General features: G+C 62.8%; 11 protein-coding genes. 5 read left to right on the plus strand and 6 right to left on the minus strand.

What is annotated here, in order from left to right; all coding sequences use genetic code 11:
- Positions 1-109 precede the first annotated feature (109 nt).
- Together hemB and ppk1 are read left to right on the plus strand one after the other, a co-directional pair.
- Positions 110-1,123: a porphobilinogen synthase gene (hemB, locus tag VC352_RS23050; protein WP_322981835.1), complete on the plus strand. Its 1,014-nt coding sequence runs from the start codon at positions 110-112 to the stop codon at positions 1,121-1,123.
- Positions 1,124-1,142: 19 nt separating this feature from the next.
- On the plus strand, positions 1,143-3,329 hold the full coding sequence (gene ppk1, locus VC352_RS23055) for a polyphosphate kinase 1 (protein WP_322981836.1): 2,187 nt from the start codon (positions 1,143-1,145) through the stop codon (positions 3,327-3,329).
- A 305-nt stretch (positions 3,330-3,634) separates the two neighbouring features.
- On the opposite strand, the gene ppx is transcribed toward ppk1, so the two are convergent.
- From ppx to VC352_RS23085, 6 genes are all read right to left on the minus strand, one after another.
- Positions 3,635-5,137, minus strand: a complete 1,503-nt coding sequence (gene ppx, locus VC352_RS23060) for an exopolyphosphatase (RefSeq protein WP_322981837.1) — start codon at positions 5,135-5,137, stop codon at positions 3,635-3,637.
- 97 nt (positions 5,138-5,234) lie between these two features.
- A complete protein-coding gene (locus VC352_RS23065; protein ID WP_322981838.1) occupies positions 5,235-5,744 on the minus strand; it encodes an ureidoglycolate lyase in 510 nt (169 codons plus the stop codon).
- On the minus strand, positions 5,741-6,472 hold the full coding sequence (locus tag VC352_RS23070) for an amino acid ABC transporter ATP-binding protein (protein ID WP_322981839.1): 732 nt from the start codon (positions 6,470-6,472) through the stop codon (positions 5,741-5,743). The genes VC352_RS23065 and VC352_RS23070 overlap by 4 nt, the downstream gene beginning before the upstream one ends.
- Complete coding sequence (locus VC352_RS23075; RefSeq protein WP_322981880.1) at positions 6,459-7,109, minus strand: amino acid ABC transporter permease; 651 nt, start codon at positions 7,107-7,109, stop codon at positions 6,459-6,461. Before VC352_RS23075 ends, VC352_RS23070 begins: the two co-directional genes overlap by 14 nt.
- Positions 7,106-7,771 carry an amino acid ABC transporter permease gene (locus VC352_RS23080; protein ID WP_322981840.1) on the minus strand — a complete coding sequence of 222 codons (666 nt, stop codon included), beginning with the start codon at positions 7,769-7,771 and terminating at the stop codon, positions 7,106-7,108. The genes VC352_RS23075 and VC352_RS23080 overlap by 4 nt, the downstream gene beginning before the upstream one ends.
- Before the next feature lie 20 nt (positions 7,772-7,791).
- A complete protein-coding gene (locus VC352_RS23085) occupies positions 7,792-8,577 on the minus strand; it encodes a transporter substrate-binding domain-containing protein (protein ID WP_322981841.1) in 786 nt (261 codons plus the stop codon).
- Positions 8,578-8,864: 287 nt separating this feature from the next.
- On the opposite strand from VC352_RS23085, the gene VC352_RS23090 reads away from it, so the two are divergent.
- The 3 genes from VC352_RS23090 to rho all read left to right on the plus strand — a co-directional run bounded on the left by VC352_RS23090 (position 8,865) and on the right by rho (position 11,581).
- On the plus strand, positions 8,865-9,569 hold the full coding sequence (locus tag VC352_RS23090; protein ID WP_322981842.1) for a FadR/GntR family transcriptional regulator: 705 nt from the start codon (positions 8,865-8,867) through the stop codon (positions 9,567-9,569).
- A 170-nt stretch (positions 9,570-9,739) separates the two neighbouring features.
- Positions 9,740-10,066 carry a thioredoxin TrxA gene (gene trxA / locus VC352_RS23095; RefSeq protein WP_004373332.1) on the plus strand — a complete coding sequence of 109 codons (327 nt, stop codon included), beginning with the start codon at positions 9,740-9,742 and terminating at the stop codon, positions 10,064-10,066.
- Between the two features lie 255 nt (positions 10,067-10,321).
- Entirely contained in the window at positions 10,322-11,581 is a 1,260-nt protein-coding gene (gene rho, locus VC352_RS23100; protein ID WP_159972376.1) for a transcription termination factor Rho, read from the plus strand.
- The last annotated feature ends 11 nt before the right edge of the window (positions 11,582-11,592 follow it).

Consider the following 11,592-nt stretch of genomic DNA (forward strand, 5'->3'; position numbering starts at 1 on the left):
TTGCCGTGCGACGTGCCGTCGCACGAAGTCATGCGACCGTCATCATTTGGTCATAATGGCCGCTTATAACCGTCACACTGGCCCGTCCGTGCGGGCTCTGGAGTCTGCCGTGAGCGTTACCCCCGCCAACCGCCTGTTCCCTGCCACCCGTCTGCGTCGCAACCGTCGCGATGACTTCTCCCGCCGTCTGGTGCGCGAGAACCGCCTGAGCGTCGACGACCTGATCCTGCCGGTGTTCGTCCTCGACGGCGAGAATCGCCGCGAGAGCGTACCGTCGATGCCGGGTGTCGAGCGTCTGTCCATCGACCTGCTGCTGCAAGAGGCCGAGCACTGGGTGGCGCTGGGTATTCCGGCGCTGGCGCTGTTCCCGGTCACACCGCTGGAGAAGAAATCCCTCGACGGCGCCGAGGCGTGGAACCCGGACGGCATCGCTCAGCGCGCGATCCGCGCCCTGCGGGCGAAATTCCCCGAGCTGGGGGTGATCAGCGACGTGGCGCTCGACCCGTTCACCACTCACGGCCAGGACGGCATCCTCGACGCAGACGGCTACGTGCAGAACGACATCACCGTCGATGCGCTGGTCAAGCAGGCGCTGTCGCATGCCGAGGCCGGCGCCCAGGTGGTGGCACCGTCGGACATGATGGACGGGCGCATCCAGGCGATCCGCGAGGCGCTGGAACTGGCCGATCACGTCAACGTGCGCATCATGGCCTACTCGGCCAAGTACGCCAGCGCCTACTACGGCCCGTTCCGCGATGCGGTCGGCTCGGCCGCCAACCTCGGCAAGGGCAGCAAGAACACCTACCAGATGGATCCGGCCAACGGTGACGAGGCGCTGCACGAAGTGGCTGCCGACCTCGCCGAAGGCGCCGACATGGTCATGGTCAAGCCGGGCATGCCCTACCTGGACATCGTCTGGCGTGTGAAGGATGCCTACAAGGTGCCGACCTTCGCCTACCAGGTCAGTGGCGAGTACGCCATGCACATGGCGGCGATTCAGAACGGCTGGCTCAGTGAGGCAGTCGTACTGGAGTCACTCACCGCCTTCAAACGCGCCGGCGCCGATGGCATCCTCACCTATTTCGCCGTGCGTGCGGCAGAACTGTTAAAACAGGGGCACTGACGCCCCCAGGAACCCAGTGATGAACACCGAAGGACTCAACAGCGAAGCGCTCGAAAGCAGCAACCCGGCCCCCGTGGAGGTGATCGCCGAACCGCCAGTGGTGGAAGCTCCGCCGCCTGCGCCGGTTCCCGGTCTGGATGACAGCAGCCTGTACATCCATCGCGAGCTGTCGCAGCTGCAGTTCAACATCCGCGTGCTGGAGCAGGCGCTGGACGAGTCCTATCCATTGCTGGAGCGCCTGAAGTTCCTGCTGATCTTCTCCAGCAACCTCGACGAGTTCTTCGAGATTCGCGTCGCCGGCCTGAAGAAACAGATCAACTTCGCCCGTGAGCAGGCCGGTGCCGACGGCCTGCAGCCACACCAGGCGCTGGCGCGGATTTCCGAGCTGGTGCACGAGCAGGTCGATCGGCAGTACGCCATCCTCAACGACACCCTGTTCCCGGCGCTGGCCAAGCAGGGCATCACCTTCATCCGTCGGCGTTACTGGACGACCAAGCTCAAGGCCTGGGTACGTCGCTACTTCCGCGACGAGATCGCACCGATCATCACCCCCATCGGCCTCGACCCGACGCACCCCTTCCCGTTGCTGGTGAACAAGAGCCTGAACTTCATCGTCGAGCTGGAAGGCGTCGATGCCTTCGGTCGCGATTCCGGTCTGGCCATCATTCCGGCGCCGCGTCTGCTGCCGCGCATCATCCGTGTGCCCGAGGACGTCGGTGGTCCCGGCGACAACTACGTGTTCCTCTCGTCGATGATCCACGCCCATGCCGACGACCTGTTCCAGGGCATGAAGGTCAAGGGCTGCTACCAGTTCCGTCTGACCCGTAACGCCGACCTGTCGGTGGATACCGAGGACGTTGAAGACCTGGCCCGCGCCCTGCGTGGCGAGCTGTTCAGCCGCCGCTACGGCGATGCGGTGCGTCTGGAGGTGGTCGATACCTGCCCGAAACACCTGCGTGACCACCTGCTCAAGCAGTTCGGCCTGACCGAAGGCGAGCTGTATCAGGTCAACGGCCCGGTGAACCTGACCCGCCTGTTCAGCATCACCAGCCTGGATAACCACCCGGATCTGCAGTACGCCCCGTTCACGCCGGTAATCCCCAAGCTGCTGCAGAACGCCGAGAACATCTTCAACGTGGTCAGCAAACAGGACATCCTGCTGCTGCACCCCTTCGAGTCCTTTACGCCCGTGGTCGACCTGCTGCGCCAGGCGGCGAAAGACCCGCACGTGCTGGCGATCAAGCAGACCCTGTATCGCTCCGGGGCTAATTCGGAGATCGTCGACGCGCTGGTGGAAGCGGCGCGTAACGGCAAGGAAGTCACTGCGGTGATCGAACTGCGCGCGCGTTTCGACGAAGAGTCCAACCTGCAATTGGCCAGCCGCCTGCAGGCAGCCGGTGCGGTGGTGATCTACGGTGTGGTCGGCTTCAAGACCCACTCCAAGATGATGCTGATCCTGCGCCGTGAGAACGGCGAGATTCGTCGCTACGCGCACCTTGGCACCGGTAACTACCACGCCGGCAACGCCCGTCTGTACACCGACTACAGCCTGCTCACCGCCGACGTGGCTCTTGGCGAAGACGTCGGCAAGCTGTTCAGTCAGTTGATCGGCATGGGCAAGACCCTGCGCATGAAGAAGCTGCTGCATGCGCCCTTCACCCTGAAGAAGACGCTGCTCGACCTGATTGCCAAGGAGACCGCTGCGGCGGCCGAAGGCAAGCCGGCGCAGATCATCGCCAAGTTCAATGCCCTGACCGATCCGAAGATCATCCGCGCGCTGTACAAGGCCAGCCAGACCGGGGTGAAAATCGACCTGGTGGTGCGTGGCATGTGCTGCCTGCGCCCGGGTGTGCCGGGGGTGTCGCACAACATCCAGGTACGCTCGATCATCGGTCGCTTCCTCGAACACACGCGGGTGTACTACTTCCTCAATGGCGGCGACGAGCTGATTTATCTGTCCAGTGCTGACTGGATGGAGCGCAACCTCGACAAGCGCGTGGAGACCTGCTTCCCGGTGGAAGGCAAGAAGCTGATCACCCGCGTCAAGAAAGAGCTGGAAAGCTACCTGACCGACAACACCCAGGCCTGGGTGCTGCAGTCCGATGGTCGCTACCTGCGCCAGCAGCCCACCGGCAACCAGAACCCGCGCAATGCCCAGGCCGCGCTGCTGGAGAAGCTCACCGCACCGGTGATCGTGACGCGATAAAAAGACCGCTTGTGGCGATCTGATGACCCTCTCCCATGTATGGGAGAGGGCTTGGGTGGCCGCGTGCCGTGGCTCTTTGACGACGTGCGCTTTTTCGAAGCACTGCTTCCTGCGCCGGTGAGCGCCTGATCGCTGGCAATCAGGTCTGGAGAGAGGGCTTTGCGGTCTTGGCGGGTTTCACCCGCCCTACAGGCTGCCTGCACTAATACCTTATGGCTGCGGCCGCCTTGCGTGTCATCGCTGCTGATCACAGCTAACGGCGGGTTCCATCCGCCCTACGCTTATGCCAGGGCGTGGTGCCTTGATCAGCGCACGCTCAGGCTCAGATCGATGCGCTTGAGCCACTCGGCTTCGGCTTCGAAATCCGCCTGGGTCAGCGGGTTGGCCGTCAGCCAGCCTTCCGGAAAGACGATCTCCAGGCTGTTCTCGCCGGCCTTGAACTGCACCTGCGGCATGTCCTGCGTACCCCGGATGTGGTGGAACAGGATGGCGAAACGCAGCAGCACGCACAGGCGCATTAGCTTGACGCCTTCCTCGCCGAACTCGGCGAACTTGTCCTTGGGAATGTTGCGGCGGTGGCCGCGCACCAGCAGGGCGAGCATCTGCTGATCCTGGCGGGAGAAGCCGGCCAGATCCGAGTGCTCGATCAGGTAGGCACCGTGCTTGTGGTACTGATAGTGGGCGATATCCAGGCCCACTTCATGCACCTTGGCGCCCCAGCACAACAGCTCGCGATGCCAATCATCGGTCAGGCCCCAGTCGCTGGCGACCTTGTCCAGTGCCGACAACGCCTTGGCCTCGACCCGTGCAGCCTGGTCGACATCGACGTGATAGCGCTCCATGAAGGCTGCCAGGGTGCGCTCGCGCACGTCCTCGTGCTGGTGACGGCCGAGCAGGTCGTACAGCACACCCTCGCGCAGGGCGCCTTCTGAATGGCTCATGCGCTGGATGTCGCAGGCATCGAAGATCGCTTCGAGAATCGCCAGGCCAGCGGGGAAGATGCCGCGACGATCGGGCTTGATGCCGTCGAGGTCGATCTTCTCTACCTCGCCCAGTTTGAACAGCTTGCGCTTGAGCCAGGCCAGGCCCTCGACCGTGACCTCACCATTGCCCAGACCGGCGGCCTTGGTCGCCAGGCCGATGGCCTTGATGGTGCCCGAGGCGCCCACGGCATCTTCCCAGCCGAGGCGGCGCAAGGCCTGCTCGATGCCCATCAGTTCCAGACGGGCGGCGGTATAGGCCTGGGCGTAGCGTGCCGGGGTGATCTTGCCGTCCTTGAAGTAACGCTGGGTGAAGCTCACGCAGCCCATCTGCAGGCTTTCGCGCAGCAGCGGCTCGAAACGCTGGCCGATGATGAACTCGGTGCTGCCGCCGCCAATGTCGGCGACCAGGCGCTTGCCGGGGGTGTCGGCGATGCTGTGTGAAACACCGAGGTAGATCAGGCGCGCTTCTTCGCGACCGGAAATCACCTCGACCTGATGACCGAGAATTTCCTCGGCACGGCGGATGAACACGGCGCGGTTGCGCGCTTCGCGCAGGGCGTTGGTGCCGACGATACGCACCGCGCCTTCCGGCAGGCTGTTGGTGAACTGGGCGAAACGACGCAGGCAATCCAGGCCGCGCTGCATCGCCTCCTCGCTGAGCTGGCGCTCGTCATCCAGACCGGCCGCCAGTTGCACCTTGTCGCCGAGGCGCTCGAGGATGCGAATCTCATGATTGTCGGCCTTGGCCAGCACCATGTGAAAACTGTTCGAGCCCAGGTCGATGGCAGCGATCAGAGGAAAATTCTCGGCAGGGGCGTGGGGCATGATTGCGGCATCTCGTTCGATTTCCGCGCATCCTGCCACGACTGAGCGCATGAGCCAACGCATTCGGATGTCGCATGAAACTGGTCTAGACCTGTGGTTATCGCAGGTTCAGCACGCTCAGTGGCTGTTTCAGAAGCTGTTCGTCGCAGTTATGCCCCTCGCCGCCACGATCCACCACCAGGAAGCGTCCCGGGTGCTGCAGGCATAGCAACGGGTGGTGCCAGGTGCCCCGCGCGTAGTTCACTCCCTGATCCGGCGCGCTGATGAAGGCGCGGATTTTCGACTCGTCCAGTTCGCCAGACGGGGCGACGACGATCAACATGCGCCCGCCATCCACTGGGTAGAACGCCTGGCTGCCCAGCGGATGGCGTTCGAGCATGGTAAGGGTGATGGGTGCGTGCCAGGCCTTGCCCTCGAACAGGTTGACCAGGGTACGTGGCGCTTCACCGGCCAACTCCACCTGCACCAGGTCGTGGTAGCGGGTAGTGGTGCCGGCGTTGATCGGGAAAGCCTGGGCGCCGGCCGTTTCGATCACATCACCGAACGGCGCGAAGGCTTCGCGGGTCAGGGGCTCGATACGCAGCGGCAGTGGAGTCATGGCGTTCACAGGTTCACCGAACCGATGAAGTTGCGCAGCTCCTCGGTCTGCGGCGCGGCGAACAGCGCTTTCGGATCACCCATCTCGTGCACCTTGCCCTGGTGCATGAACACCAGCTTGTCGCCCACTTCGCGGGCGAAGCGCATCTCGTGGGTGACCATGATCAGGGTCATGCCTTCGCTGGCCAGTTGCTTGACCACCGCCAGCACCTCGTTGACCAACTCCGGGTCGAGCGCCGAGGTGATCTCGTCGCACAGCAGCACCTTGGGCGACATGGCCAGGGCGCGGGCGATGGCCACGCGCTGTTGCTGACCGCCGGACAGGCGTTCTGGATAGGCGTCGAATTTCTCGCTCAGGCCGACGCGTTCGAGCATCTGCCGGGCGATCTGCTCGGCTTCGGCGCGCGGGGTCTTCTTCACCACCTGCGGCGCCAGCATGACGTTTTCACCGACGGTGAGATGAGGGAACAGGTTGAACTGCTGGAACACCATGCCGACCTTCTGTCGCAGGCTGCGCAGGTCGGCGCGGGCGGCGTCGATGTACTCGCCGTCGACTTCGATCACGCCGTCGTTGATCGATTCCAGGCCGTTGAGGGTGCGCAGGAAGGTGCTCTTGCCCGAGCCGCTGCGGCCGATGATGGCGACCACTTCGCCTTCCTCGACCTTGAGGTCGATGCCCTTGAGCACGTGGTTGTCGCCGTAATACTTGTGCAGGGCGGTGACGTTAAGCAGTGACATTCAGCCTCCTTTCCAGGCGGTATGCAGCGAGCGAGAGCGGGTAGCAGAGCAGGAAGTAACCGAGGGCGACGAAGCCGTAGACCATGAATGGCTCGAAGGTGGCGTTGGCCAGCATGCTGCCGGTCTTGGTCAGCTCGGTGAAACCGATGATCGAGGTCACCGCGGTGCCCTTGACCACCTGCACGGAGAAGCCGACGGTGGGCGCTACGGCGATGCGCAGCGCCTGCGGCAGCACCACGTGGCGCAGGGTTTCCAGGCGACTCATGGCCAGGCTTTCAGAAGCTTCCCACTGGCCACGACTGATCGACTCGACGCAGCCGCGCCAGATTTCGGCGAGAAAGGCGCTGGTGAACAGCGTCAGTGCGGTGGCCGCAGCCAGCCAGGGCGACACGTCGAGGCCGAGCAGGGCGATGCCGAAGAACACCAGAAACAGCTGCATCAACAGCGGCGTGCCCTGGAACAGTTCGATATAGCCACGAGCGAGGATGCGCGGCGCCGATAACGGTGACAGCCGCGCCAGCAACACCAACAGGCCGGCGATGCCGCCGCAGATGAAGGCCACCAGCGACAGCAGCAGCGTCCACTGCAGACCGGTGAGCAGGTTGCGCAGGATGTCCCAGAGGGTGAAGTCCATCAGCGGGCTCCCATGATGAAGCGGCGGCCGACCCAGGCCAGCAACTGGCGAATCCCGATGGCCATGACCAGGTACAGCGCGGTGGTCAGCAGGTAGGTCTCGAAGGCGCGGAAGTTGCGCGACTGGATGAAGTTGGCGGCGAACGACAACTCCTCGGTGGAGATCTGCGAGCACACCGCCGAACCGAGCATGACGATGATGATCTGGCTCGACAGGGCCGGCCACACCTTGCCCAGCGCCGGGCGCAGCACCACATGGCGGAAGGTCTCGAAGCGGCTCATGGCCAGTGCGCTGGCCGCCTCTAGCTGGCCGTGCGGGATGGCCTGGATGCCGGCACGGATGATCTCCGTGGAGTAGGCGCCGAGGTTGATCACCATGGCCAGAATGGCGGCCTCCCATTCGCTCAGGCGTACGCCGAGCGAGGGCAAGCCGAAGAAGATGAAGAACAGCTGGACGATGAACGGCGTATTGCGGATCAGCTCCACGTAGACGCCGACAATCCGGTCGAACGGGCGGATGCGCCAGGCGCGCAGTATCGCCCCGACGATGCCGAGACCGACACCCAGCAGGGTGCCGATCGCCGTCAGGCCGAGGGTGAAGGCCGCGCCCTGCAGCAGCAGATCGCTGTGCTGCAGGACGGCGGCGAAGTCGAACTGGTACGCCATGGCTCAGTTCTCCGCGCGGCTCAGAGACCGGCCGGCAGCGGTTGCTTCAGCCACTTCTGGCTGATCGCGTCGAGGCTGCCGTCAGCCTTGGCGCCAGCGATGATGGTGTTGACCTTGTCCAGCAGGGCGACCTGATCCTTGTTCACACCCACGTACACCGGCGAGTCCTTGAGCTTGAGTTTCATGCTCGGCACGCGCTTGGGGTTTTTCTCGGAGATGGCCACCATCACCACGTTGCCGCTGGCGATCAGCTCGACCTGGCCGGACAGGTAGGCGGCGATGGTCGAGTTGTTGTCCTCGAAGCGCTTGATGGTCGCGCCTTGCGGGGCGACCTTGGTCAGCTCGATGTCTTCGATGGAGCCACGGGTGACGCTGATGGTCTTGCCGTCGAGGTCATCGAGGCTGGCGATGGCGGCGTCTTCCGGGCCGAATACGCCGAGGTAGAACGGGGCGTAGGGCGCGGAGAAATCGATCACCGCTTCACGCTCGGGGTTCTTGCCCAGGCTGGAGATCACCAGATCGACCTTGCCGGTGGTGAGGAAGGGGATACGGTTGGTGCTGTTGACTGGGGTCAGTTCCAGCTTCACCGCCAGCTTGTCGGCCAGCAGTTGCGCGGTGTCGATGTCCAGGCCACGCGGTTTCATGTCCGGGCCGACCGAGCCGAACGGTGGGAAATCCTGCGGCACGGCGACTTTCAGTACGCCAGCCTTGCTGATGTCTTCGAGTGCATCGGCGTGAACGGTGCTGGCGCCAAAGGCCAGGGCGGCGAACAGGGTACCCAGCAGGGTGCGGTGAAATTTGCGCATGTCGAACTCCCGATGAATGAACGAAAACTGAAGCGTTTTGCCTGGTTCGTGCAGTGCATCGGTTGTGCCAAGTTCAATGAAATAAGGGCTTTCATCGCTTCAGGCGCGCTGAAACAAGGTCTTACTGGTCTGAACAGTTGGCGTAGCTGATCAGGTGGTCAGCATTTTTTCTGGGCCATCTCGGTGCATCCCGGTGACGGGCTGTTCCACAACAGGGCGTCGCTTGCCTGAGGCAGTGTTATGGCCGTACAAAGGCGGCTTCACTGGACTGACCGGCCCGAACAGCGATGAATGCTTCCGCTCCCCGCGCGGTACCCGAATATGCTCTGCAGGCGATCCGTCGCCTGATCGAGGAGGAGGGCTATCGCCCTGGCGATGCGTTGCCTTCGCAGCGTGATCTGGCCGAGCGCCTGGGCGTCAGTCGGGCCTCGCTGCGTGAGGCGCTGTCCTCGCTCAGTGCGCTGGGGCTGGTCAGCGTGCAGGCCGGCAAGGGCGTGTTCGTTCAGCAGGCGCCCAAGGCCGAAGCCGCAGGTGGTTTCGTCTGGCCTTTCGCCGCGCAGGTGTCGGCTGCCGATACCTTCCAGCTGCGCTTCGCTCTGGAAGGTTTTGCCTGTGGTCTGGCGGCCGGGCGGATGACGGCCGAGGAGCTGGATTTTCTCGAGGACAACGTCGAGCAGATGCGCCGGGAACTGCGTGCGGAAAATTTCGAACAGGCGACGCGGCTGGACTTCGAGTTCCACCAGCGCATCCTCGCTGCCAGCGGTAACCAGGCGATGTTCGCCCTGGTCACCTCCAGCGCCGACATCTTTCTGGAGAGCCAGAAGCTGCCGTTCATTCGCCCTGAGCGCGCAATGGAAACCTGGCAGGAGCATCGCAAGATCCTCAAGGCCCTCGCTCGGCACGCCGCCAGCCCGGCGCAGAAGGCCATGCAGCAGCACATTCGTGCGGCGGCGTTGCGTACCGGTATCGCCTTCATCACCCTGGGTGATTGAAACTATCGAGTGGCTCAATCGCCGGTGCCTTTCGGTGTCAGGCAAGCCGGGCTATGATGTCGCCACTTTCGGTTGCCAGCCATCCTTGGTTGCAACCCTTCGGGCCGTCGCAAGCGACGTCAAAAATTTCTCCCGGCAATTTTTTGCTTCCGAATATACGGAGATTTCCAATGAGTGAATTCATCACTAACGTCAGCGATGCCAGCTTCGACCAGGACGTCATCCAGGCCGAAGGTCCGGTTCTGGTCGACTACTGGGCTGAATGGTGCGGCCCGTGCAAGATGATCGCACCGGTGCTCGACGAGATCGCCAAGGACTACCAAGGCAAACTGAAGATCTGCAAGCTGAACATCGACGAGAACCAGGAAACCCCGCCGAAGTACGGCGTGCGTGGTATCCCGACCCTGATGCTGTTCAAGAACGGCAACGTCGAAGCGACCAAGGTCGGCGCACTGTCCAAATCGCAGCTGGCAGCGTTCCTCGACAGCAACATCTAAGAAGTAGGGTGGGCTTTAGCCCACCCTAGCGCTCTGGAAGAAACCCCGACGTTTGCGGGGTTTTTTCGTTTTTCGGGCTAGACGCTGTTTTTTCACGGTGTTACATTCGGCCTCGCTGCCTCCTCCAGGCAGCCCTCTGCATGCCGTCGCCGATTCATTCCAATACGAATTCGTTCGCGATCCTGTCGCCTTCCTTGCGGCGCGGCCTCTCAAGCTAACAGCTTCTTTCTCTTCTTAAATGATCACGTCATTCCTATGAATCTGACCGAACTCAAGCAAAAACCGATTGCCGAACTGCTGGACATGGCCGAACAGATGGGCCTGGAAAACATGGCCCGTTCGCGTAAGCAGGACATCATCTTCGCCCTGCTGAAAAAGCACGCCAAAGGCGGCGAAGAGATTGGCGGCGACGGTGTGCTGGAGATTCTCCAGGACGGTTTCGGCTTCCTCCGTTCCGCCGACTCCTCCTACCTGGCCGGCCCTGACGACATCTACGTCTCGCCCAGCCAGATCCGCCGTTTCAACCTGCGTACCGGTGACACCATCGTCGGCAAGATTCGTCCGCCGAAGGAAGGCGAGCGTTACTTCGCCCTGCTCAAGGTCGATAGCATCAACTTCGACCGCCCGGAAAACGCCAAGAACAAGATCCTGTTCGAGAACCTCACGCCGCTGTTCCCGAATCAGCGTCTGACCATGGAAGCCGGTAACGGCTCCACCGAGGACATCACCGGCCGTGTGATCGACCTCTGCTCGCCGATTGGCAAGGGCCAGCGCGGCCTGATCGTCGCCCCGCCGAAAGCGGGTAAGACCATCATGCTGCAGAACATTGCCTCGAACATCACCCGCAACAACCCCGAGTGCCACCTGATCGTCCTGCTGATCGACGAGCGTCCGGAAGAAGTGACCGAGATGCAGCGCACCGTGCGCGGCGAAGTGGTCGCCTCCACCTTCGACGAGCCGCCGACCCGCCACGTGCAGGTCGCCGAGATGGTCATCGAGAAGGCCAAGCGCCTGGTCGAGCACAAGAAGGATGTGGTCATCCTGCTCGACTCCATCACCCGTCTGGCGCGTGCCTACAACACCGTGATCCCCAGCTCCGGCAAGGTGCTGACCGGTGGTGTCGACGCCCATGCCCTGGAGAAGCCCAAGCGCTTCTTCGGTGCCGCGCGCAACATCGAGGAAGGCGGTTCGCTGACCATCATCGCCACTGCGCTGGTGGAAACCGGCTCGAAGATGGACGAGGTGATCTACGAGGAATTCAAGGGCACCGGCAACATGGAGCTGATCCTCGATCGCCGTGTTTCCGAGAAGCGCGTGTTCCCGGCCATCAACATCAACAAGTCGGGCACCCGTCGCGAAGAGTTGCTGACCGGTGAGGAAGAGCTGTCGCGCATGTGGATTCTGCGCAAGCTGCTGCACCCGATGGACGAAATCGCCGCCATCGAGTTCCTGATCGACAAGCTCAAGGTCACCAAGACCAACGACGAGTTCTTCCTGTCGATGAAGCGCAAGTAAGACGTTGCGCT

This window comes from Pseudomonas sp. C11, assembly GCF_034683865.1.
GTDB lineage: Bacteria > Pseudomonadota > Gammaproteobacteria > Pseudomonadales > Pseudomonadaceae > Aquipseudomonas.

What these genes read in the sequence shown, in the direction of transcription:
- VC352_RS23080 (WP_322981840.1), bottom strand. Translation starts at nt 7,771, where the DNA reads ATGGCGTACCAGTTCGACTTCGCCGCCGTCCTGCAGCACAGCGATCTG.
- VC352_RS23085 (WP_322981841.1), bottom strand. Translation starts at nt 8,577, where the DNA reads ATGCGCAAATTTCACCGCACCCTGCTGGGTACCCTGTTCGCCGCCCTG.
- trxA (WP_004373332.1), top strand. Translation starts at nt 9,740, where the DNA reads ATGAGTGAATTCATCACTAACGTCAGCGATGCCAGCTTCGACCAGGAC.
- VC352_RS23090 (WP_322981842.1), top strand. Translation starts at nt 8,865, where the DNA reads ATGAATGCTTCCGCTCCCCGCGCGGTACCCGAATATGCTCTGCAGGCG.
- rho (WP_159972376.1), top strand. Translation starts at nt 10,322, where the DNA reads ATGAATCTGACCGAACTCAAGCAAAAACCGATTGCCGAACTGCTGGAC.
- ppk1 (WP_322981836.1), top strand. Translation starts at nt 1,143, where the DNA reads ATGAACACCGAAGGACTCAACAGCGAAGCGCTCGAAAGCAGCAACCCG.
- ppx (WP_322981837.1), bottom strand. Translation starts at nt 5,137, where the DNA reads ATGCCCCACGCCCCTGCCGAGAATTTTCCTCTGATCGCTGCCATCGAC.
- VC352_RS23070 (WP_322981839.1), bottom strand. Translation starts at nt 6,472, where the DNA reads ATGTCACTGCTTAACGTCACCGCCCTGCACAAGTATTACGGCGACAAC.